22 protein-coding genes are annotated in these 21992 nt (G+C 42.8%); 16 read left to right on the top strand and 6 right to left on the bottom strand.

The genetic code is table 11. The features are described 5' to 3' along the window. Positions 1 to 2 precede the first annotated feature (2 nt). On the top strand, positions 3 to 1571 hold the full coding sequence (locus ACTHRG_RS10445; RefSeq protein ID WP_440231155.1) for a fatty acid--CoA ligase: 1569 nt from the start codon (positions 3 to 5) through the stop codon (positions 1569 to 1571). Positions 1572 to 1591: 20 nt separating this feature from the next. Next, entirely contained in the window at positions 1592 to 2689 is a 1098-nt protein-coding gene (locus ACTHRG_RS10440) for a CaiB/BaiF CoA transferase family protein (protein WP_440231154.1), read from the top strand. 53 nt (positions 2690 to 2742) lie between these two features. On the opposite strand, the gene ACTHRG_RS10435 is transcribed toward ACTHRG_RS10440, so the two are convergent. Continuing rightward, entirely contained in the window at positions 2743 to 3234 is a 492-nt protein-coding gene (locus ACTHRG_RS10435) for a hypothetical protein (protein WP_440231153.1), read from the bottom strand. A 183-nt stretch (positions 3235 to 3417) separates the two neighbouring features. On the opposite strand from ACTHRG_RS10435, the gene pssA reads away from it, so the two are divergent. Beyond that, positions 3418 to 4113 carry a CDP-diacylglycerol--serine O-phosphatidyltransferase gene (gene pssA, locus ACTHRG_RS10430; protein ID WP_440231152.1) on the top strand — a complete coding sequence of 232 codons (696 nt, stop codon included), beginning with the start codon at positions 3418 to 3420 and terminating at the stop codon, positions 4111 to 4113. 28 nt (positions 4114 to 4141) lie between these two features. On the opposite strand, the gene ACTHRG_RS10425 is transcribed toward pssA, so the two are convergent. Together ACTHRG_RS10425 and ACTHRG_RS10420 are read right to left on the bottom strand one after the other, a co-directional pair. Further along, on the bottom strand, positions 4142 to 4516 hold the full coding sequence (locus tag ACTHRG_RS10425) for a nucleotide excision repair endonuclease (protein ID WP_076259226.1): 375 nt from the start codon (positions 4514 to 4516) through the stop codon (positions 4142 to 4144). Positions 4517 to 4593: 77 nt separating this feature from the next. Further along, entirely contained in the window at positions 4594 to 5928 is a 1335-nt protein-coding gene (locus ACTHRG_RS10420; RefSeq protein ID WP_440231151.1) for an FAD-dependent oxidoreductase, read from the bottom strand. A gap of 253 nt (positions 5929 to 6181) precedes the next feature. On the opposite strand from ACTHRG_RS10420, the gene adhP reads away from it, so the two are divergent. From adhP to ACTHRG_RS10380, 8 genes are all read left to right on the top strand, one after another. Beyond that, a complete protein-coding gene (gene adhP, locus ACTHRG_RS10415) occupies positions 6182 to 7198 on the top strand; it encodes an alcohol dehydrogenase AdhP (protein WP_076259336.1) in 1017 nt (338 codons plus the stop codon). A 270-nt stretch (positions 7199 to 7468) separates the two neighbouring features. Continuing rightward, a complete protein-coding gene (locus ACTHRG_RS10410) occupies positions 7469 to 8239 on the top strand; it encodes an ABC transporter ATP-binding protein (RefSeq protein ID WP_076259232.1) in 771 nt (256 codons plus the stop codon). Positions 8240 to 8292: 53 nt separating this feature from the next. Next, on the top strand, positions 8293 to 10200 hold the full coding sequence (locus ACTHRG_RS10405; protein ID WP_440231150.1) for an AMP-binding protein: 1908 nt from the start codon (positions 8293 to 8295) through the stop codon (positions 10198 to 10200). Continuing rightward, on the top strand, positions 10200 to 11084 hold the full coding sequence (locus tag ACTHRG_RS10400) for a branched-chain amino acid ABC transporter permease (protein WP_076259238.1): 885 nt from the start codon (positions 10200 to 10202) through the stop codon (positions 11082 to 11084). Before ACTHRG_RS10405 ends, ACTHRG_RS10400 begins: the two co-directional genes overlap by 1 nt. Positions 11085 to 11087: 3 nt before the next feature. Beyond that, positions 11088 to 12149 carry a branched-chain amino acid ABC transporter permease gene (locus ACTHRG_RS10395; protein WP_076259241.1) on the top strand — a complete coding sequence of 354 codons (1062 nt, stop codon included), beginning with the start codon at positions 11088 to 11090 and terminating at the stop codon, positions 12147 to 12149. An 82-nt stretch (positions 12150 to 12231) separates the two neighbouring features. Continuing rightward, complete coding sequence (locus ACTHRG_RS10390; RefSeq protein ID WP_440231149.1) at positions 12232 to 13413, top strand: ABC transporter substrate-binding protein; 1182 nt, start codon at positions 12232 to 12234, stop codon at positions 13411 to 13413. A gap of 227 nt (positions 13414 to 13640) precedes the next feature. After that, the gene (locus tag ACTHRG_RS10385; protein ID WP_035329545.1) at positions 13641 to 14429 is read left to right on the top strand and encodes an ABC transporter ATP-binding protein; all 789 of its coding nucleotides are present in this window, start codon (positions 13641 to 13643) and stop codon (positions 14427 to 14429) included. Further along, on the top strand, positions 14429 to 15601 hold the full coding sequence (locus tag ACTHRG_RS10380) for a phenylacetate--CoA ligase family protein (protein ID WP_076259246.1): 1173 nt from the start codon (positions 14429 to 14431) through the stop codon (positions 15599 to 15601). The genes ACTHRG_RS10385 and ACTHRG_RS10380 overlap by 1 nt, the downstream gene beginning before the upstream one ends. Positions 15602 to 15750: 149 nt before the next feature. Here the strand turns inward: ACTHRG_RS10380 and ACTHRG_RS10375 are convergent, their stop codons facing one another. Both ACTHRG_RS10375 and ACTHRG_RS10370 read right to left on the bottom strand, forming a co-directional pair. Next, complete coding sequence (locus tag ACTHRG_RS10375; RefSeq protein WP_083675357.1) at positions 15751 to 16353, bottom strand: class I SAM-dependent methyltransferase; 603 nt, start codon at positions 16351 to 16353, stop codon at positions 15751 to 15753. A gap of 95 nt (positions 16354 to 16448) precedes the next feature. Beyond that, positions 16449 to 17246, bottom strand: a complete 798-nt coding sequence (locus ACTHRG_RS10370) for a DUF169 domain-containing protein (protein ID WP_076259249.1) — start codon at positions 17244 to 17246, stop codon at positions 16449 to 16451. Positions 17247 to 17411: 165 nt separating this feature from the next. Between ACTHRG_RS10370 and ACTHRG_RS10365 the strand changes: the two genes are divergently transcribed. From ACTHRG_RS10365 to ACTHRG_RS10350, 4 genes are all read left to right on the top strand, one after another. Further along, positions 17412 to 17828, top strand: a complete 417-nt coding sequence (locus ACTHRG_RS10365; RefSeq protein WP_076259251.1) for an SRPBCC family protein — start codon at positions 17412 to 17414, stop codon at positions 17826 to 17828. Further along, the gene (locus tag ACTHRG_RS10360; RefSeq protein WP_076259254.1) at positions 17828 to 18151 is read left to right on the top strand and encodes an ArsR/SmtB family transcription factor; all 324 of its coding nucleotides are present in this window, start codon (positions 17828 to 17830) and stop codon (positions 18149 to 18151) included. Before ACTHRG_RS10365 ends, ACTHRG_RS10360 begins: the two co-directional genes overlap by 1 nt. Positions 18152 to 18269: 118 nt before the next feature. Further along, positions 18270 to 19640 carry an MATE family efflux transporter gene (locus tag ACTHRG_RS10355; RefSeq protein ID WP_076259256.1) on the top strand — a complete coding sequence of 457 codons (1371 nt, stop codon included), beginning with the start codon at positions 18270 to 18272 and terminating at the stop codon, positions 19638 to 19640. Positions 19641 to 20008: 368 nt separating this feature from the next. Next, positions 20009 to 21040, top strand: coding sequence for an STAS domain-containing protein (locus ACTHRG_RS10350; protein ID WP_076259259.1), 1032 nt, complete (start codon positions 20009 to 20011; stop codon positions 21038 to 21040). Between the two features lie 57 nt (positions 21041 to 21097). Here the strand turns inward: ACTHRG_RS10350 and ACTHRG_RS10345 are convergent, their stop codons facing one another. Next, complete coding sequence (locus tag ACTHRG_RS10345; RefSeq protein ID WP_440231148.1) at positions 21098 to 21727, bottom strand: flavodoxin family protein; 630 nt, start codon at positions 21725 to 21727, stop codon at positions 21098 to 21100. Between the two features lie 133 nt (positions 21728 to 21860). On the opposite strand from ACTHRG_RS10345, the gene ACTHRG_RS10340 reads away from it, so the two are divergent. Beyond that, on the top strand, positions 21861 to 21989 hold the full coding sequence (locus ACTHRG_RS10340) for a hypothetical protein (protein ID WP_286148712.1): 129 nt from the start codon (positions 21861 to 21863) through the stop codon (positions 21987 to 21989). The last annotated feature ends 3 nt before the right edge of the window (positions 21990 to 21992 follow it).

Raw genomic sequence — 21992 nt, 5'->3', positions numbered from 1 at the left:
AAATGACAACTACTATAGGAAGAATTTTTGATCTTACTGCCGGGAAATTTCCGGATAAAGAAGCTCTGTATGATGTCAGAAAAAATCTGCGTTTTACCTATAAGGAATGGAGTCTTGAGATCAATAAATTGGCCAATGCCTTAATAAATGCAGGCGTCAGGAAGGGTGACAGGGTTTCAACCTGCCTCTTTAACACAGAGGAACTTGCTACAGCATTCTTTGCCTGTGCAAAAATCGGCGCCGTGTTTAATCCGATCAACTTTAGGCTGATGTCAGAAGAAATTGCTTATATTCTCCAGGATGCAGAGCCAAAAGTAGTGTTATTTGAACAAATGCTGGAATCCGGCATTACCCCCATCGCTAAGCGTTTTCCGCATACAGAGTTCTGGTACATTGATGACAATGCACCTCCATTCGCTTCATCCTACCGGGAAAAGGTGGATGCAGCATCGAAGGATGAAATAGATATTGAAATACATGAAAATGATTTGTACGCAATCATGTACACAAGCGGCACCACGGGAAGGCCAAAGGGTGTAGTCCACAGACACAGGGATATGGCTGAACAAAGTCTGATTGTTATAGGAGCGACAAAGGTTGAAAGCAGTGACAATGGACTCGTGACTGCACCTATGTTCCACTGCGCAGAGCTTCACTGTGCCTTTTTGCCAAGGGTGCATGTGGGTGCTGCCAATACCATCCTGCATCACTTTGATGCAAAGGAAGTATTGCGGTTAATATCTGAAGAGAAAATTACAAAGTTTTTTGCGGCCCCGACCATGTGGAATATGCTGCTGCAGGAAAACTTAGACCATTATAATTTGGAAAGCCTGAAGCTGGGACTGTATGGAGCGGCACCGATGGCTCCTGCTCTTGTGTATGCATGCCGAGAAAAATTAGGCATCTCTCTGGTGCAGGCATATGGAATGACCGAGATGGGTCCGGCGATTACGTTTTTATCAGAAGATGATCAAATCCGGAAAGCAGGATCTGCAGGACAGACCTGTTTAAACCATGAGATCAGGATTGTAAGGCCGAATGAGAATGGTCCATCAGATCCTGATGATGTGATGCCTCCGGGAGAAACGGGTGAGATCATCGTAAAAGGTCCATGCATGATGAGTGGTTATTTTAATCGGGACGAGGCAACCGAACATGCCATGCATGGAGGCTGGTACCACTCTGGTGACATCGGATATTTGGATGACGAAGGCTTTTTGTACGTCAAAGACAGAGTCGACGATATGATCATTAGCGGCGGAGAAAACATTTATCCCCGTGAAGTGGAGGATCTTTTATATACCCATAATGGCGTACTGGATGTAGCAGTGATCGGCCAGCCAGATGACCGCTGGGGTGAAACCGTCACAGCTTTCGTTGTCAAAAAAGATCCGGCACTGTCTGAAGAAGAACTCGATGAATTGTGCAGGAATAGTGATGAACTCGCCAATTATAAGCGCCCTAGAAAATATGTATTCTGTGAAGCCCTTCCAAGAAATGCGAGCGGCAAGATTCAAAAGTTCATGCTTCGAAAGCAGCTGGAGGATCTGTTCGCTGAAGGAAAAATCTAGCCGGAAGAAGGGAATGCAAGATGTTAAAAGGCATAAGAGTGATTGATTTTTCCAACTATCTCCCTGGTCCGTTTGCTTCCCAGAGGCTTGCAGAGCTTGGAGCAGAAGTGATAAAAGTGGAACCGGAATCCGGTGACCCCGGCAGGCATCTCGATATCAAAATAGAGGGGACAGGTGCAGTGTTTGCCGCCAATAACTGCGGCAAAAAAAGCATTACACTTAACCTGAAGAGTGAAGAAGGAAGAAATGCTGCCCTCATGCTGATTTCAGAAAGTGATGCGGTGCTTGAAAGTTTTCGGCCTGGTGTAATGAAAAAGCTTGGCCTGGATTATGAGAATGTGAAAAAGCATAAACCAACTATCGTTTATTGCTCTCTTACAGGCTACGGTGAGAATGAAGACTATCAATATTTAGGAAGTCATGATTTAAATTATATGGCGGTAAGCGGGGTCCTTGCCCAGTTGAAGGACCGCAGCGGCCGTCCTGTTCACCCGTCCAACACAATAGCGGACTTCATGGGAGGAATGGCAGCCAGTGAAAGGATACTGGCTGCCCTGCTTTCCAGCAAAATCTCCGGCCAAGGCGGGCATCATTGCATTTCGATTGCGGAAGTGATGGCTTCCACCATGGGGAACCATTTGCTGATTGAGAGTAATACAGGGTATCCTAAAGGACTTTCGGTATTAAACGGTGAAGTCGTTGCCTATTCTATTTATGAAACAAAGGATAGCCGGTTTGCTGCACTTGCTGCTCTGGAGCCGAAGTTCTGGATAAACTTCTGTAAGAGTGCAGGAAGGGAGGATTGGATTGATTATCATCTTTCCACTGCCTCTGGCGATAATCCTGTCTTTTTGGAGATAACCGAATTCTTTAAAAGCAGGACATTAAAAGAGTGGACTGAATTTGGCCAAAGAGCAGATTGCTGCCTGACTCCTGTATTGGAGGCCGGCGAATTGCAAGACTTTCCGCTATTTAACGGAATTTTAAATACTGCCCAAAATTACCCTTTGGTAAAAATGCATGGCGGAATAGAATCAGCAATGGGGGGTCCTCCAAAATTAGGAGAACATAATGAGGAAGTTCTAAGCAGTATTGCAAAGAGAAATATTAAAATATGACCGGTATGAATAAAGAGTCCCTAATCTTGAGATGATTAGGGATTCTTCATTTATTATGCCTCAAAAATGGTGATACTGGCGAAATCCAGGCGAGTCACTCTTCCTTGAGGGAAAGGCGAAGGGCCGGAAAGTACAAGACGGATCTTATCTCCCTTCTCCAGCTCCTCCAGCAATAAAGTGGATGTTGCATAGTCAACGTCAAAATTATTGTTATTAAAAGAGGTTTGGGAGTTGATGAGAGTTCCGCCATTCCGCTGAAGCTCAAATTTCACCGGCAGATTCGCCTGTCCTGCAGCAGCAAATACTTGTACGCTGAACTGAAGAAAATAAAAGCCTCTTTCCTTAACTGTAATCGTATTGTTCTCAGGATCAAAGTGAAAATCAGATTTCCCCTTAGCGCTGTTTAGATTGACTGTGGATGGAATGGATGTGTTCTGGTCAAAAAATTGGGGAATGAAGTCATTGGTGACATAAATCTTACCCGAAGCTTTTGAATAATCTTCTTTACCCGAGCACCAGTGGCCCTGGGAATAAAAAGATAACAAATGAATCACCTCCTACTATATTTAATGATGAGTTTTAAAATTGGTATAGGACAAGTACCTAATACAATGGATTTTTGCCTTGGAAATTTCGAAAGGGAAGGATGCAGCTGAGATTAAATGGTATAATGAAAGGGAATATATATTAAAATAATCTTTTCAATTTTTGGAGTGTGATGGTCACTAGTGCGTTTTATTAAAACAATCCCCAATATGGTCACTTTGGGTAATTTATATTGCGGCTTTCTTTCAATCGGCATGGCTGCCAATGGAGAATTTAAAAATGCTGCCGTATTAATATTAATTGGCATGATGCTTGATAGCATGGACGGCAGGTTGGCCAGAATGCTGAAAGCGGATAGTACACTGGGAAAAGAACTTGATTCTCTGGCAGATATTGTTACATTTGGGGTAGCCCCTTCCTTTTTGGTCTTTTATACATACTTTTTTCAATTTGGAATTCTTGGATTAGCTGTTTCAGGACTTTTTCCTTTATTTGGGGCATATCGGCTTGCCCGATTCAATATCAGTCCGCCAAAATCCTCTTTGAACTATTTTATTGGAGTTCCGATAACAGCAGCAGGCGGGATCATGGCCATACTGACCCTTTTTGGTGAGCATATACCCAATATCATTACAACGGTTGTATTCACCGCACTCTGCTTTCTTATGGTAAGCAGAATCCGGATTCCCAGCTTTAAAGAAGTTCCCCTTCCAAAATACGGAACAATTGTTACCGTTTTTCTGGGAAGTGTTCTATACGTGATTTACAAGGGTTCATATGGCCCGTTTCCCGATTTGATTTATATTGCAATTCCTCTTTACATTGCTTATCTGACATACCGATTCATAAAAGGCAAAAATAAAAAAGAAATTGATTAAACAAAAAAAAGGCCGCACTGGCCTTTTTTTATTTGTAAAATACTTTGTCGATATTATATTTTGCCTGAAGGGCATTGATGATATAAGTCTCATAAATTTCGCGCTCCATGCTGTCTTCCACGTAAATGACCGCAATTTTATGGACATCATCGCGATGATTTTTTATAGGAGAAACATTGTCTTCAAAATGCTTTTTAACCCGCTGTCTTAATTTGCGGGCTTTTCCTACAAAGAGCAGATCTTCTTTCGCATCAAAAAACAGAATCATGCCGCCCTTGTCTCTTGGTATCTTATGGTAATCTGTGAACCCATAGACACTGCTAAGGTCACTTTCTACTGCCTGTCCCGTTTGCCTGCTTCTTGTAATAACGAGATTAGGCTCTGGTATTTCAATTTTTATCAATATCATCACTTCCTATTCTAAAGATTAAGAGTAACATATACCTGCAAAGTAATCCACATTCATAGAGGGAAATTGATTTATTTCTTTCGTCTTCGAAATATATTCCTTACTGCACGCGGGGTGAACAATACTGCCGGATGTGCATGCAGATGGAGCACTTTCATAAAGCAGTCATATGTATAGGGATCAAAGGAACAGGCATTGACCACTTTTTTGACATACCATTGAAGAAGGGGCAGTCCCAAAGGTTTAGCTCCAGCTGTATGGGAGAATCTGAAATCCTCAGTTAAAGCAATTAACCAGGGGATATCCACTATTTTGCTGATTTTTCTATGGAAATTATACGGATCCGCATCCGCTTCTCCTGCACTTATGAGGATATCCTGCAATGCCTTTGCTTCCTTTGCAGCAATGCTCATTCCCTGCGCAAATACCGGATCCATCCGGCAAAAAGCATCACCCATGACAAGTAGTCCTTTAGGAAAGGTCTTCATTTTTTCGAAGTGATATCGCCTCATGGAAGGAAAGCGGTACACCTTTATATCTGAAGCAGGTTCTCCATTTGTTATGCACTCATAAATATGCGGCTTTTCCAGGTTTTTCGCTGCCTCGAGAAATTCATGGTGATCCGCTGGCGGATTATTGGCACCATATCCAAAGAGGGTAATCATCCATTCATTATTCTCGGTTGGAGAAATGGCTCCTCCAAAGGATTGAAGCGGAGGATTCGGATAAACCAATAAACTTTTCCATTCAGGATCTGACTGAATTCTTCTGTAAATACGGTTTGCATAGAATAAGTTGATAGATACCTCTGTTTTCTTTGGCTGGGCCACCCCGAGCTTTTTCAGGCAATGAAATGCAAGGCTGCTGGCACCTGATGCATCAACAGTTAAATCGGCAGGATATATAGCATTACCCTCTGCGGTTTCCGCTTCAATACCCGTAATTCTTGAACCATTTAAGGTAAAATCTTTAGCTTTAGTGTTATATAAAGTATGGATATTTTCAATCTGATCTATTCTTTTACGAAGATGGTATTCAAGAAATGGACGGCTTTGCTGAATAATAGAGCAGCCTGAGTCATATCTGACTTTCCAGCTTCCATGATGGTGCCAGGCTATGTCATTAGAAAAATCTGCAGGAACTGAACCACTTTTTATCATTTCAGCTCTCAGACCGGGGAAAAGGTCCTCAAGTATTTTCTCGCCGCTCTTCAGAAGAACATGACCCTGAGCGGCCTGTGGTACCCCTTTTCGCGGGCTGCCCTTCGGCTGTTCACCATCTTTTTCGATTATTATGACCTTTTCGAAGGAGTCTGAAAGCACTCTCGCCGCCAGCATGCCGGCAATGCTCCCTCCGATCACAATGGCCGTTTTTCTTCTACTGTATTTTTTTTGATTTCCAAGCATTCAAAAATCCTCCATATGCTTCATTACTTTTATAATAGTACCTCATGACTAATAAAGATATCGTTAATAGCAAATTGCAAGTCATAAATTGGTTTGTTTGCAAAGCTGTAAAAAAGTATCGTCACATTTGTGAAATTGTTCACAAGTTAATTGCCGGACAACATGTTTTGTTAGACAATGACGATGTAGTTGATATTCCTAAAAAACAATTGAGGTGACGGACATGTGTGAACAATGCAGCAGTGAAAACATGATGAAAGCAGCAGTTGTGCATAAATTTAAGGAAAGCCTGGAAATTGAAAATGTGAGAGTACCATCCGTTGGAAAAAATGATGTATTAGTAAAAATAAAAGCCTGTGGTGTATGCCATACAGATTTACACGCTGCACATGGTGATTGGCCTGTTAAACCGGCACTTCCCCTTATTCCGGGGCATGAAGGGGTCGGCGAAGTTGTAGAAGTGGGAGAAGGCATTACACATTTGAAGGCTGGAGATCGTGTCGGAGTGCCTTGGTTATATTCAGCCTGCGGACATTGTGAATACTGCTTAACCGGGCGTGAAACACTTTGCCATAATCAGCTGAACGCGGGATATTCCATTAATGGCGGATACGCAGAATATTGTCTTGCTGATGCCCGTTATGTGGTGAAGGTTCCGGATTCTCTTGACTACGTTGAGGCAGCGCCAATTTTTTGTGCGGGTGTAACGACATATAAAGCGCTGAAGGTAGGGGAAGCAAAGCCGGGAGAGTGGGTCGCTGTTTATGGTATTGGAGGTCTTGGACATGTGGCAGTCCAATATGCAAAAGCAATGGGACTGAAGGTGGTGGCAGTCGATACATTTAACGAAAAGCTGGAGCTGGCAAAAGATTTAGGTGCGGATTTAACTGTTAATCCGAAAGTCGAGGATTCAGCTGTCTTCATACAGCGTGAAATAGGCGGGGTGCAAGCATCCATATGCACGGCAGTGTCTAAACACGCTTTCAGTGAAGCTTATCGTGCTGTCAAACGCGGAGGAAAGTGTGTAGCTGTAGGATTGCCGCCGGAAGTTATGGAAGTTCCGATCTTTGATACAGTTCTAAACGGTGTCAGCATTGTCGGTTCTATTGTTGGAACAAGAAAGGATTTGCAGGAAGCCCTTCAATTTGCAGCAGACGGCAAAGTAAAAACAATAGTGGAAACGGCATCCCTTGAAGAAATCAATAGAGTCTTTGATGATCTTGAAAAAGGGAAAATAAATGGCCGTATTGTTATAAAATTTGAAGATTAATAGAATTGGCTTTAAAGCTGGGCACATTTGTGTCCGGCTTTTATTTATGAACTCGACCCAACTAATATATCACCATTTTCATAGTGAAAAAAACTTGCACATAAGGAATTTGTCATATCAATATTTCCATTTACATAAAAATGAAAAATAGCTCAGGAGAGAAAAATATTTTAAATATTAAAAGGAGAAAACAATTGCGTAAAGAATATTTAAACTATTCGTAATTTTATGAAAAATATTTCACCAATCGAAATAAAGGGGGTTGAAAGATTGGGAATTTTGGAGATTAAGGATGCTACTTTAAGGTTTGGAGGCGTAACAGCTCTTGACCAGGTTTCCTATGAAGTGCAGGAGGGGGAGATTTTTTCGCTGATTGGTCCAAATGGTGCAGGTAAGACAAGTATGTTGAATTGCATAAGCGGGCTGTACAAACCTTCATCCGGATCGATTTATTTTAAGGGGGAAGATATTACCCGGTATAAACCTCACAAAAGAGCCAGTATGGGCATTGCCCGTGCTTTTCAGAATATCGAGCTTTTCCCGCATTTATCTGTTTTGGACAATCTGATGCTTGGGAGGCATGTGAGAATGAAAACCGGGCTGCTTGCAGGAGGGCTGTATTGGGGGAAGGCGCAGAGAGAGGAAATCGAACATCGGAAAAAAGTTGAGCAGGTGATCGACTTTCTTGAAATCGAGGATATCCGCAATACCCCCGTGGGAACTCTTTCATATGGACTGCAGAAAAGGGTCGAAACCGGCAGGGCTCTGGCACTGGAACCTGAAATTCTCCTTCTGGATGAGCCGATGGCAGGCATGAACAGTGAGGAAAAAGAAGACATGGCCAGATACATTATTGACATCCACGAAGAAATGAACACAACCATTATATTAATTGAACACGATATGGGGGTTGTAATGGACTTATCCGATCACATTGCAGTTCTTGATTTCGGGAAGCTGATTGGCTATGGGACACCGGAAGAGATTCAGAATAATCCTAAAGTCATAGAAGCCTACCTGGGAGAAGAGAATGCCGTATAAAAGATAGACCGGCTAAAGTGATTTTTAGATATTTAGGAGGGGGGAGCGATTCTATGAGCAAGACCTTTCCGCAGCTGCTGATTGAAAGGGCTTACAGGAATGGGACGCAAGTGGCTTTAAGAGAAAAAGAATTTGGAATATGGAATGAAATTACGTATGAAACGTTCTTAGACAAAGTAAAGAATTTCAGCCTGGGTTTGGCATCACTGGGTCTGAAAAGAGAAGATAAGCTTGCTATTATTGGCGATAACAGGCCCGAATGGGTAATCAGTGAGCTTGCTGCACAAAGCTTAGGCGGCATTTCAGTAGGCATTTATCAGGAATCCCTGTCTGCTGAACTAAGTTACATTATCGATAATTGTGACGCAACCATAATCGTTGCTGAGGACCAGGAGCAAGTGGATAAACTGCTGGAAATTAAAGAATCCATTCCAAAAGTCAGAACGATTATTTATTATGATTCACGCGGCATGAGAGGTTACCGGGAGGATTTTCTGCTGGAATTTAACGAGGTTCTGGAAATGGGACGAAGTTTTCACTCAGGGCAGCCTGCCTTATTTTCAGAGGAAGTTGATAAGGGGTCTGCAGATGACGTGGCGATTTTGTCTTATACTTCTGGAACGACAGGCAATCCAAAAGGAACGATGCTTACTTTCCGAAATCTGATCGAAATGGCTAAAAATCTGTCAGACATTGATCCGCTGACAGATAAGGATGAATATGTTTCATTCCTTCCTCTTGCCTGGATCGGGGAACAGATGATGACTCTTGCCATGGGCTTATACAATGGGATGACGATTAATTTCCCGGAAGAGCCGGCAACCGTTTTGGAGGACCTCCGCGAAATTGGACCACAGGTTATGTTTTCGCCGCCCAGAATCTATGAAGATATGGTATCGCGATTTCAGGTTAGAATTCAGGACAGCGGCTGGCTGAAAAGAAAGATTTATAACTGGTGCAAGCCGATCGGCGAGAAGGTAGCAAAGGCCCATTTTGAAAATAAACCAGTCAGTACGGGTACGAAGGCTCTTTATAAAATGGCCGATTACCTGATGTTCAGTGCCATCCGCGATCACTTTGGACTCTTGAAGATTAAGCGTGCCTATACAGGCGGTGCACCTTTGGGACCTGATGTATTTGAATTTTTTCATAGCATAGGAGTTAATGTGAAAAGCATTTACGGGCAGACAGAGGTAGCCGGCATATCCATTGTGCACAGGGACGGCGATATTAAGCTTGATAGTGTTGGAATTCCAATACCGGGTACAGAAGTGAAGATTTCTGAAGAAGGGGAAATCCTGATTAAAAGCTCAAGTGTCTGCAAGGGGTATTACAAAAATGAGAAAAGCACAACGGAAACCATTCAGGATGGATGGCTGCATACCGGGGATGCAGGGAGGCTGGATGAAGGAGGGCATTTGTATATCATTGACCGGATTAAGGATGTCATTCGCCTTGATACGGGTGAAATGTTCTCTCCGCAGTTTATCGAAAACAAGCTGAAATTCAGTTCGTTCATACAGGAAGCGGTAGCAATTGGGAAGGATCGCCCGTATGTGGTTGCCATGATCAATATTGATATGAAAAATGTAGGGCGCTGGGCGGAGAAAAACCAAATCAGCTATACCACTTATACCGATTTATCTTCCAAGCCGCAAGTGCTGGAGCTGATCGAAAAACAGGTGCAGGAAATCAATCAGACGCTGCCTGAAAAAGCACGCGTGAAGAAATTCGTCCTTCTTTATAAAGAGCTTGATGCAGATGATGAAGAGCTTACAAGAACCAAGAAAGTCCGCAGGCAGTTTGTTGCTAAAAAATATCAGGCCTTAATCGATGGTCTTTATACAGAGGACAAAAAAATTCGTGTCAATGGAACGATCAAGTATCGTGATGGCATGGAACAAACCATCCAGACAACGCTTCAGGTGATCTTTATGGATGAAGGAGAGGGGGCAGCTTAATGACATTTTTCTTGCAAATGCTCGTAACAGGCATCGTGGTAGGCAGCGTTTATGCTCTTGTTGCATTGGGCTTTGTGCTTATCTATAAATCCAGTGATGCCATCAACTTTGCACAGGGCGAGTTCCTTTTAATTGGAACGTATGTCTGTTTAACGCTTATTACAGCCTACAACATTCCGTTTGTGGCAGCCCTGTTAATCGCTCTCATGTTCAGTGCTGTTTTAGGATTTGTTATTGAACGGATCGTTCTGAGGCCGTTTATTGGAGAGCCCGTCATATCCATGATTATGGCGACCATCGGATTATCGAGCGTTCTTGCCGGGATTGTCCATATTATTTGGGGCCATGAAACACGTGTATTTCCCAAGATTTTCTCTGAACAGCCTGTTAACCTTGGTGAGATCGTCATTGCGCCGGTCTATCTATGGTCACTTGTAATCGTTGTGGTGATGCTTGTCATTTTTACCCTCTTTTTCAAATATTCCAAGCTTGGAATTGCGATGAGAGCAACCGCAGATGATCAGCAGGCGGCAATGTCAATGGGAATCAGCGTAAAAATGATTTTCGCTGTGGCCTGGGCGATTGCCGCCATTGTTTCGGCAGTTGGGGGAATCCTTCTCGGAAACATCAACGGTGTGAATGCATCCCTTTCAGCGATCGGCTTAAAGGTGCTTCCGGTTGCCATTCTTGGAGGACTCGACAGTATTCCCGGTGCGATCATCGGCGGGCTGATCATCGGCATTCTTGAGAGCCTGACCGGCGGATATCTGGATCCATTGGTTGGCGGGGGTCTGAAAGAGGTTATGCCGTTTGTCATCCTCGTATTTATCCTGATGTTCAAGCCGTATGGTTTGTTCGGAAAAAAAGAAATCGAGAGGGTGTAACCGATGAGAAATCCTTTTGTAATGGATTGTGGAGAATTCCATGTGAATTATAAACAAGATATGGCGATCTGGAAGATCACCAGGGTAAGGATGCGCATGTTCATTCTTCTGGCAGCATTTGCAGTCTTCCCGATGTTTGCATCCGATTATATCATTGGACTGGCTACACTTTGCGGAATTGCCGCTATTGGTGCGATCGGTCTGAACATCCTGACGGGCTTTACAGGCCAGATTTCAATCGGGGTAGGGGCCTTTTTGGGGGTAGGCGGGTATACATCGGCTATTCTGACAGCAAAGCTGGGATTAAGCTTCTGGATTGCCATGCCGACAGCCGGTATTGTGACGGCGATAGTCGGCGGACTATTCGGACTGCCATCCTTAAGGCTAAAAGGATTATATTTGGCGATAGCCACTCTTGCAGCACAGGTAATCATTTTATTTGTTATTTCCCGCTGGGATGCGCTGACTGGCGGAACAGCCGGAATGGTCTTATCCAGGCCTGAACTTGGCAGTTTTGTCTTTTACAGTGAACGGAGTTATTACTACCTTATGTTTGTGGTGCTGATTATTACAGCAATCTTCACCCTGAACCTCTTCCGTTCGAGGGTCGGCAGGGCATTCATAGCAGTCCGTGACCGTGATGTGGCAGCAGAGGTTATGGGGATCGATTTGTTTAAATATAAAGTTTTGGCATTTATAGTAAGTTCCTTCTTTGTTGGCATTGCCGGTGCTTTACTGGGCCATTATACAATGGTTGTCAGTCCTGAGCTTTACAGCATTACAGTGTCCATCGAATACTTAGCAATCATACTGGTCGGTGGTCTTGGAAGCGTATTCGGGTCGATTTACGGAGCTGTATTTATTACATTGCTTCCAGTTGTACTAAGATCAGGGGTTGAAATGATGAGCGGGGTATTCCCTGACTTATCAGCTGTCTTAATCGGGATGAAAGAGGTAGTATTCGGCCTTGTGATTATCTTATTCCTGATCTATGAACCGCAGGGCCTCGCGAAAATATGGAAAAACATCAAAGACTATTTTAAGCTCTGGCCATTTTCCTATTAATTCCCGGGTAATAATATCTGAAAATTTTGAAAGTAAATCTTTCAAATTTTTATAAAAAAGAGGAAAAATGAGGGGGAACATTATGAAGAAGGTTTGGAAGGGTTTATTGGCAGCAACATTAATGACTGGAATGCTGGCAGGCTGTTCTGGAGGCAGCGAGGAAGCTTCAGGTGACAAGAAAGGCGGCACTGTTAAAGTTGGCGGTATCTTTGACCTTACGGGAGGTACCGGTGATGTTGGAACACCATATGCAGAGGGTGAAAAAGCATTTTTTGAATCCATTGCTGGCGAGGAGATTAACGGCTATAAGCTCGAATTAATTGGTGATGACTATGCTTATAAAATCCCGGAAGCCCAAAAGCTTTATCAGAAATTAAAATCAAAAGATAAAGTATCAGCCATTTTGGGATGGGGAACAGGGGACACTGAAGCCCTTCGCCAGCAGGTGGCAGCCGACAAGCTTCCATTCATCTCGGCTTCATACTCAGAGAACCTGAAAAATATTGACGAAAGCCCATATAACTTCCTGGCTGCGGCTTCTTACTCCGACCAGGCAAGATCCGTACTGAAATGGATAAAAGACAATCACACCGGCGGCACACCGACTGTAGCATTAATTTACAATGATACGGCCTTTGGCAAATCGCCAATTGAAGATGCCAAAAAATTTGCCAAGGAAAATGGCATTGAAATTGTAGATGAACAAATTGTTGACCTGAAAACACTTGATGCAACATCCCAATTGCTGAACATGGAAAAGAAAGACCCTGATTATGCGATTATCAACCAAACTTGGGGTGCAACAGCAACTATATTAAAAGATGCTAAAAAGCTTGGTTTGGATACACAATTCATTGGATTAAACTGGGCTACCGGAGAAGGCTTGCTTCCTATTGCAGGTGATGCGGCTGAAGGATTTATCGGAGTCGTCACTCATGCCTTCCCATATGAAGATCTGCCTGGAATGGAAGAAATCAAGAAGTTCGTAGAAAGCAAGGGTGAAAAGCTGGAAGACAAGAACCAGAAGTTTATCCAGGGATGGGTGTCCGCCAAAATCATGGTTGAAGGCATGAAGCTTGCTGAAGACCAGACTTCAGGCGAAGGCATCCGTGCCGGCCTGGAGAAGATTTCAAATCTTGATCTCGGCGGTTTAGCCGCTCCGGTTACTTTTTCACCTGACAATCATGCTGGTACAAACCAAGTTCGATTGGCAGAAGTGAAGAACGGCCAGTTTGAAGTGTTCACTGATTATATCGGCTACTAACAAGATGGGGGGCGAGGTTTTATACCCGCCTCCTGTTCACTTTTAAAGGCTTGGCACTTATGTATTAGCAAATAAACTCGAAACTTGGCAAATAAACATGAAAATTGCAAACAAACGATTGAATCCGCAGACAAATTTTTGTTTGTAGAAATAAACAGAGAAGACCACGAATGATTCAGAACATGACCTAGGAACAAAAAAATAGAGATAGCCGGGAGGACAGATGCATGCTGACAATAAATAATGTCGAAGTGATGTACGACAAGGTCATCCTTGTATTAAAAGGGATGTCAATGGTGGTGCCAAAAGGGAAAATTGTCGCTTTGCTCGGCAGCAATGGCGCCGGGAAAACGACGACTCTTAAGGCTATATCCGGCCTGCTGAAAAGCGAAAACGGTGAAGTGACGGATGGATTTATCGAGCTTTATGGCGAGCGCATTGATGTAAGCGATGCTGAAACCATCGTAAAGAAAGGCATTTTTCAGTGCATGGAAGGAAGGCGCGTGTTCAAGCATCTTTCTGTGGAAGATAACCTGATCGCAGGTGCACATACCAGGAAAGACCGGAAGAATATTAAAGGCGATATCCAAAAAGTCTATCATTACTTTCCAAAGCTTGAAATGCTGAAGCACAGGCAGGCCGGATATCTGTCAGGCGGAGAGCAGCAGATGCTTGCCATTGGAAGAGGAATCATGGCAAAGCCAAAGGTGCTGCTTCTCGATGAACCTTCATTAGGACTTGCCCCTCTATTAGTAAAAGAGATCTTCGGGATTATTAAAAAAATCAATGAAGAAGAGGGAACCACTATACTGGTAGTGGAGCAAAATGCCAATGTTGCCTTATCGATTGCCGATTATGGATACATCATGGAAAACGGCCGAATTGTGATGGATGGTACGGTGGACCGGCTTCTTTCCAATCAGGATGTGCGTGAATTTTATCTTGGAATGGGAGATAAGGGCCGGAAAAGCTATAAAGATATTAAATCTTATAAAAGAAGAAAGAGGTGGCTGTAATGGAAGAACTGAAGGAAGTAATTCACCATGCATATAATAATGCCAGCGGATTTAAAAGGCGCCTTGAGGATGCCTGTATTTCCCCAGATGACATACAAACTTTAAAAGACCTTGAGAAAATACCTGTGCTTAAAAAAGATAGATTGCCGGAATTGCAATCTGCAGATCAGCCTTTTGGAGGCTTTGCAGCTGTAAAGCCTAATGAGATGGAACGAATTTTTATGTCGCCAGGTCCGATTTACGATCCGCAAACGACAGGGAAAGATTTCTGGCGATTCTCAGAAGCTCTCAAGAAGGCAGGCTTTGGGGAAGGGGATATCGTACAAAATACATTTTCCTATCATCTCTCACCGGCAGGCTTTATGTTTGACTCCGCACTTCGTGAATTAGGAGCAACTGTCATCCCTGCCGGAACCGGGAATCGGGAGCTTCAGATCCAGATTATGAAGGATGTCAGGGTAACCGGCTACGTGGGAACCCCGAGCTTCTTTAGCCTTTTGCTTGATGCCCTTGAAGAAAAGGGATGGGAGGCGGGAAAAGATGTTGTCGTAAATAAAGCTTTCTTTACTGCAGAAATGCTGACGGAACAAATGCGGAAAAGGTGTGAAGACAATGGGATTTCCGTATATGAAGGATATGGGACTGCAGATTGCGGGTGTCTTGCTTATGAGGACAAATCGGGGCCTGGTTTAAGAATTACAGATTCTGCTGTTGTTCAAATCTGTGACCCGCAGACTGGATCGGAAGTTACAGATGGAGAAGGAGAAGTGGTCGTCACTTTATTTGATAAAAGCTACCCGCTTATCCGCTTTGGCACAGGCGACCTTTCACGCTGGGTTAAAGGGTATGAGGGAAAAAGGATTGCAGGAGTGCTGGGGCGTGTCAGTGATGGGATAAAGGTAAAAGGAATGTTTGTAAGAGAAAAACAGCTGGCGCAGGTATTAAATGAAGCAGGGTATCCGGTATTCCAGGCTGTGGTAACAAATGAGCAGGGGCATGACCAGATTAAGATTTTCATAGAATCGGAAGAAGGATTAAACCCTGAGCTTTCTTCAAAAATCCAGAATGTGATAAGGGTTAAGCCGACACTTGAATTAATAGCGTCAGGCTCTATTAAAAAGGATGAAAAGAAGCTGGTGGATAAGCGGAACTACGAATTAAAGAGGGTGTAGTCAAAGGGGCTGATGGAATCGGCCTTCTTTTTTATGAGGATGTGAAATAGTTAACTTTGATTAATGCGGAAAAAGGAGTTATTCAGCGCAAGCCAAAAATCCCTGGACAATCATCCGCAATCTGTTCACAAATGGCGCCGTTAATGAAATTAACGGCCGCCATCAGGATTCTCACACTCCACCACTAGAAACAATCCTTTATAATAGGGAGTCACGTTCGTTATCTTCATGCCTGAATCCTGTATAGCCTGAAGTGTGTCACGGTTCAGATGGCAGCCGTCGCATATCCGTTTCCAAAGAGGATTGAGGGCTTCCTGGGCAAATGCGAGAGCGTGCTGCTCCATTTTCACATGTTCAAAGAATAGTATTTTTGCCTGTGGCTTGCAGACTCGTTTGATCTCTGTGAGTGCTTGTTCAGGATTTGGGATAGTGCAGAACACCAGGGTGGCAACTGCCGAATCAAAGGTATTGTCCGCAAATTCAAGTTCTTCAGCAGACTGCTGGTGAATGTGAATAGGAACTGAAGCCGCATTTTTCCGGGAAAGTGATTTTTCAATCATCGCCTGATTCGGTTCAATGGCATCGACCCGGTCAGCCTTTTTATATAAGGGGAAGTTAATGCCTGTACCGGCTCCGATCTCGAGCACGCGGCCGGAAGCCATGGAAAGAATCTTACTTCTGATTCGCCGGAATTTTCTTTTTTCGAGAGGCTGCATGGCCAGATCATATAGGGAAGGGAATAAGCTGCTCAATTATTTCACTCATTTCTTAATAGCTGTTTATTCTATTTTACCCTTTTCCCAAAACGAAACAAGCCGGCACCTCGATTGGAGGAGCCAGCTTTCAATCAGGGCATGCTGTCGAACATTTCGTTCAGCTTCTCATATGTGTCCGGATATTTTGCCTCATATTGAAGATAGGCTGGGATAGGGTAGCGCACACCGCCTTTGTGGGTTTGCTTTAATCCATCTGCAAATTCATCTGCCATGGAAAAAGGAATGGTGAAGGCCATTTCGTGATCATGCGTCTGACCGAAGACCCGGTCCCCATAGCATGGGAGGATTACCTGCGGCTTACCGGTTTGTATGGTCTTAATTACAATATCGGCGCAATCTGCCCGGGCAGTAAAAGTGGAAGTAATTTCGCCGCCCGTATGATAGAGTGCGCCAGCCACCATTCTCATGACTTGTGCTGAATTCCCATAAACAGTGATAACATCCGGTTCGAATGCTGCTCTCCCCAGAGGAGCCATCAGCACTGTCCCGGCTTCCTCTTTTGTAAACTTGGCTACGGCCGCTTCGGTTAAGGCGCCAAGATCACAGGTTTTTGTGTACATTCCATCTGTTAAATTTCCTTCTGAGTAATAGTCCAATTCCTCCTCAAACCCGAAAGCAATTTTGGCAATTGGACATGACAAATCTTCTTTGCCCATGGCAATCGCCCAGCCATATCTTCTTGACATCGTTACCCCTTGGCAGATGCTGAAAGTTTTGTTAAAGTCTCTTGCCGGACGCTTGACCCTGTCAGGCATAGAATCTTCCTTTTTCATAACTCTAATGGCAAGCGGAAAGGTGTCAGGACGCACATATGTATGAATAGCCGTTTCCAGATCAGATAGCTTTTGAGCGTGAATGGCTCCCTGCATTAAAATCCCTCCTTAAGATACAATAAGTATTCTGTAGATTATATGGATTAACCTGCATAGTTAGGCTTTATTTTTGCATATATCAGTTGACATGAAACCAAATGGTTTTATATGATACAAATGAAACCAAAAGGTTTTATTTTATATACAAAGGAGAGCTTATAAATGGAAACACTTCAGGATATTAAACAAACTGTAATTCTTAATGCGCCTATTGAAAAGGTCTGGAAGAAAGTTTCTACATCAGAAGGAATCGAAGCGTGGTTTATGCCAAATGATTTTAAGGCTGAACTTGGCTATGACTTTCATATTCAGTCCCCATTTGGCCCGTCTCCATGTAAGGTGACAGAACTGGATGAGCCAAACCGGCTTTCTTTTAAATGGGATACGGATGGATGGTTTGTATCTTTCATTTTAAAAGATTTGGACGGCAAAACGGAATTTACGCTTATACATGGCGGATGGAAACAGCCTGATGAATTGGTTGGGAAAGCTGGACAAGAGAGTGCGGTTATCCGTGAAAGAATGTCTCAGGGATGGACTGGAATTCTTTCGAAGCTTAGCAAGGCTGTTGAGGAATAATGGGTGCTTCTGCCAGGAAACATGATGTGTTTCAGGCAATCGCGGACCCTACGAGGAGAGAGGTTTTAAGGCTGCTGGCTGAAAAAGAACGCCCGATCTCAGAGATAAGCGCGCATTTCCCTATAAGCCGTACCGCCATATCAAAACATCTCCATATTCTCTCAGAAGCCCAATTAGTAAAAGGGGAAAAGGCGGGGAGAGAAAGAATTTACCATCTCCAGCCTGAGCCACTGACTGAATTGAAGCAATGGCTGTCCTTTTATGAGCAATTCTGGAACAATAAGCTGCAAAAACTGAAATATTTAGTTGAAGAAGATGAATGATTTTCTCGAAAAAGAGCGTCCGCAGCTCTTTTTTCTTTTAAACCAAAATGAGGTCTTTATTATAAGAGATATAATATAATAATATTTGTGTTAACTATTTTGTGAAGGAGTCATCAGGATGTATCAGACATTTACTTTACAGGAGAAGATCAGGCAAATAACAATCATGTTAATTCCCATATTAATCACGCAGTTTGGCATGTTTGCAATGGTCTTTTTTAATACAATTATGTCAGGGAGATATAATGCTTCCGATCTTGCTGGCGTAGCGATTGGCTCCTCCATTTGGAATCCTGTGTTTACCGGGCTTAGCGGAATATTAATGGCTGTATCCCCAATTGCGGCTCAAGCGATTGGAGAAAAAAAGAACAAAGAAGTTTCATCTATTGTAAAAAATGGCATCTTATTGGGTTTTATCATTGCCTTTGCAGTCATTCTATTGGGTTCAATTTTGCTTGACCCGCTGCTTACTAGCATGAATCTGCCTGATGATGTGGAAGCAACAGCCCGTGGCTATCTTGTGGGTCTCAGTTTTGGAATCATTCCATTATTCCTATTTAATGTTCTAAGATCTTTCATATATGCACTCGGCAAAACAAGAGTTGTGATGGTGATTTTATTTTGTTCACTTCCTATCAATTTCTTCCTGAATTATGTCCTGATTTTTGGCTATTGGGGATTTCCTGAATTGGGAGGTGCAGGAGGAGGGTATGCAACTTCTTTTACTTATTGGTTCATCCTTGTCATGACTGCACTTATTATCAAAACGAAGGATCCTTTTTCAAGCTATGCCGTTTTCAGCGGTCTTAAGGAATTTTCGTGGAATAAATGCAAAGAAATCTTAAAGATAGGGGTACCCATGGGACTGTCCATCTTTTTTGAAACGAGTATGTTTGCCGCGGTGACCATCTTAATCAGTAAGTTTAATGTAACAACTATTGCTGCCTATCAGTCTGCATTAAACATAGTTTCCTTCCTGTATATGATCCCAATCAGCATTTCCATGGCTCAGACCGTGTTAGTCGGATTTGAAGTGGGGGCAGGCAGGTATAAGGATGCAAAATCCTACAGCTGGCTGGGCATCTATCTGTCTATTTTTATTGCGCTGTTCACAGGCCTCCTGGTTGTATTTTTCCGCTATGAGGTTGCAGGCTTTTACTCTACTGATCAAGCGGTAATTGCCCTGACTGCCCATTTTCTGATTTATGCACTGTTTTTCCAGATTTCCGATGCCATCCAGGCTACTGCGCAAGCGGCTTTAAGAGGATATAAAGATGTGAATATATCTTTTGTTATCACACTGGTTTCTTATTGGCTGATCTGTCTGCCTGCTGGCTATGTTCTTGCACACCATACAGACCTTGGCGCAACTGGTTACTGGCTTGGCCTTACGTTTGGGCTTCTTGCTGCAGGTGTTTGTCTTTCAATGAGGCTTATCTTTATCCAGAAGAGAAAATTTATCAATGAAGAAATCAGGGAAGCAGGCTAAAGCCGTCTATCCGCTTATTGCGGCATGGCGGTTTTTTTGTGCTTGATGTCCGAAAACAAATATATTTTTTAAGAAAGTTTGGCAAAAGGCACTGCATTTGCGATTAAGCAGGAAGAAGAAGGGTAGGTATAAGCGGGGAGGACTTGTTTCCCTATTCTTTTTGGGGGTGAATATAAACTCAGCATGCGAAAAATTATATTTTGCGGCAATTCTCAGCAGCTATATTATATGGATTTTTTTCATCTTTGATAGGTTTTACCAGCAGCATATACATTTTTGACTCCGAAATAACCTCGAGGTTAGAATAATATTGTTATTATAATAGATGACTTGACATCAATGAATGTTATAGAAAAGGAGGACATTTGATGGAGACTAACTCTTCCAAATATGAAATAAATGTAAATGGATCTCTGTTTGATTGGGATTTGGATGATGCAACGTTTAAATTTGAAAATGACGAAGTGGTAGTGTTTTGGGTAAACACAGCTTTTAAGACTCTGCTGGACTCCATTGAGGAAATCTCTGGTGAAAAGTCAGCCGAGCTTGTTCTTGAAACCGCCGGCTACAGGACAGGGAAAATTGTCAGCAAATTTTATCTGGAATCGAATAATGAAAAAGAAGACATTATTAATCATTTACCCAATATATATTTAACTGCAGGATGGGGAAAGACAGAGATTGCATCTTTTTGTGCAGAAGAAAAGAAAGCGATCATTCGTGTTAAAAATGGCTGGGAGTATAAGATTAATGTGGAACAAAAAAAAGAAGCAGAAGGCACTTTTTTGCCTGGACATTGGGCAGGGGTGTTAAGCGGCCTGTTTGAAACAAATATATGGTATAAAGTGAGACAAAGCCAGGTTAAGGGGGATCATTATTCCGAATACGAATTTTTTGAGTCCGACATTACGCCCTCTCTAAATATCAATGCCATGATTAAAGAGCAGAATCAAAGCGCCCAGAAGAAGCTGGAAAAGGAAATTGCTGAGCAGACCAGAGTACTGTCTGAAATCATTAAAGAGATTTCTTCTCCTATTATTCCAGTGATTGATTCTATTTTGGTCATTCCTTTAGTGGGAAGATATGAAGAGCTGCGGGCGGAGGAACTGCTGAACAGAACATTACTGAATCTTCCCCGGTATAAAGCAGAGTATTTAATATTGGACTTAACTGCATTAAAGGGTGTTGATCAATATACTTTCGATTTTCTGCAGAAATTCGTGAAAGCAGCTTCCCTATTGGGCACAAACTGCATATTTGTCGGTATTTCACCCGAACTTAGCCTGCAAATCATCGAGAGCGGCAATAAAGAAACACAAATTCCTTGTTTTTCAGTTCTGCAGCAGGGAATCACCCACGCGTTAGATCAAGTGGGATTGGAGATTTCCCCCAAAAAATAAGCAGTAAAAAGCCAGCATTAAGGGCCAGTGCTGGTTTTTTACTGCTTATTAATGTTACTAGCCTTTGACGATATTTCCTTCTGCAGGTATCGGATGAGCTTTTAACATTCTGGCAAAATGGATTAAATTATAGGCCATTATTCTGGCATGCTGTCTTGTAAAGTCATTTTCATAGCCCTTAGCTTTGATGAAGGAGGGGCCGGGACCAGCCTCTCCAACCCAATAGGTGTCAACGTTTGGCGGTATGGTGAATCCCATATGGGAGAGTGAATATAGCACAGAACGGGAAACTTGTTTGGCCCCATCTTCATTGCCAGTCACCACAACGCCGCCAACCTTGTTGTAATAAATATACTGGCCTTTTTCATTGGTCAGACTGCTTCCTCCATATAATCTTTCGATTACTTTTGTGGTGATGCTGCTCTGCTCGCCAAGCCAGATGGGAGAACCAAGGATAAGGATATCTGCCTCTTCAACCTTCTTAAAAATATCCGGCCATTCATCCTCCAGATCCACAGCTTCAGAAGTAATACCGTAACCAATCTTGAAGTCTGCAGCTGTAATAACCTCTGTTTCCACTTCCGTTTCATCAAAAAATTTAACAACCTCATCTATAAGTGCTCCGGTATTGGAAGGTTCACTGCTTTTTTTTAGTGTACAGTTTAAAACTAAAGCCTTAATTGACATGTTTCATACCACTCCCTTTCTGTATATTCACTACTCTTAATTCCCTGTGCAAAGGCCCAAAAACAATCAAAATGAAGGAAATGTGAGAAATTCAACGAATTACCTAGTTTGGTACGAGATTGGAGGAGCTGAAATGATCTATGAAATGACGGTTCAATTCCGGGTGCTGGATATGAAAAAGGGATTGTGGTGGTATGAAACTTTGCTTAATAAAAAACCTGATTTGAATATATCGATAAGCATGAAAAGGAGACTCAAATAAAAA

The organism is Cytobacillus sp. SAFR-174 (assembly GCF_051964675.1).
Taxonomy (GTDB): Bacteria; Bacillota; Bacilli; order Bacillales; family Cytobacillaceae; genus Cytobacillus.
Note: the sequence above shows the minus strand (reverse complement) of the source record. Positions and strands in the feature narration are given on the sequence as shown.

Bases quoted from the DNA above. Each gene is read 5' to 3' on its own strand.
- ACTHRG_RS10445 (WP_440231155.1), top strand. From the start codon at position 3: ATGACAACTACTATAGGAAGAATTTTTGATCTTACTGCCGGGAAATTT.
- ACTHRG_RS10440 (WP_440231154.1), top strand. From the start codon at position 1,592: ATGTTAAAAGGCATAAGAGTGATTGATTTTTCCAACTATCTCCCTGGT.
- ACTHRG_RS10420 (WP_440231151.1), bottom strand. From the start codon at position 5,928: ATGCTTGGAAATCAAAAAAAATACAGTAGAAGAAAAACGGCCATTGTG.
- adhP (WP_076259336.1), top strand. From the start codon at position 6,182: ATGAAAGCAGCAGTTGTGCATAAATTTAAGGAAAGCCTGGAAATTGAA.
- ACTHRG_RS10405 (WP_440231150.1), top strand. From the start codon at position 8,293: ATGAGCAAGACCTTTCCGCAGCTGCTGATTGAAAGGGCTTACAGGAAT.
- ACTHRG_RS10400 (WP_076259238.1), top strand. From the start codon at position 10,200: ATGACATTTTTCTTGCAAATGCTCGTAACAGGCATCGTGGTAGGCAGC.
- ACTHRG_RS10395 (WP_076259241.1), top strand. From the start codon at position 11,088: ATGAGAAATCCTTTTGTAATGGATTGTGGAGAATTCCATGTGAATTAT.
- ACTHRG_RS10390 (WP_440231149.1), top strand. From the start codon at position 12,232: ATGAAGAAGGTTTGGAAGGGTTTATTGGCAGCAACATTAATGACTGGA.
- ACTHRG_RS10385 (WP_035329545.1), top strand. From the start codon at position 13,641: ATGCTGACAATAAATAATGTCGAAGTGATGTACGACAAGGTCATCCTT.
- ACTHRG_RS10380 (WP_076259246.1), top strand. From the start codon at position 14,429: ATGGAAGAACTGAAGGAAGTAATTCACCATGCATATAATAATGCCAGC.
- ACTHRG_RS10370 (WP_076259249.1), bottom strand. From the start codon at position 17,246: ATGCAGGGAGCCATTCACGCTCAAAAGCTATCTGATCTGGAAACGGCT.
- ACTHRG_RS10365 (WP_076259251.1), top strand. From the start codon at position 17,412: ATGGAAACACTTCAGGATATTAAACAAACTGTAATTCTTAATGCGCCT.
- ACTHRG_RS10360 (WP_076259254.1), top strand. From the start codon at position 17,828: ATGGGTGCTTCTGCCAGGAAACATGATGTGTTTCAGGCAATCGCGGAC.
- ACTHRG_RS10355 (WP_076259256.1), top strand. From the start codon at position 18,270: ATGTATCAGACATTTACTTTACAGGAGAAGATCAGGCAAATAACAATC.
- ACTHRG_RS10350 (WP_076259259.1), top strand. From the start codon at position 20,009: ATGGAGACTAACTCTTCCAAATATGAAATAAATGTAAATGGATCTCTG.
- ACTHRG_RS10345 (WP_440231148.1), bottom strand. From the start codon at position 21,727: ATGTCAATTAAGGCTTTAGTTTTAAACTGTACACTAAAAAAAAGCAGT.
- ACTHRG_RS10340 (WP_286148712.1), top strand. From the start codon at position 21,861: ATGATCTATGAAATGACGGTTCAATTCCGGGTGCTGGATATGAAAAAG.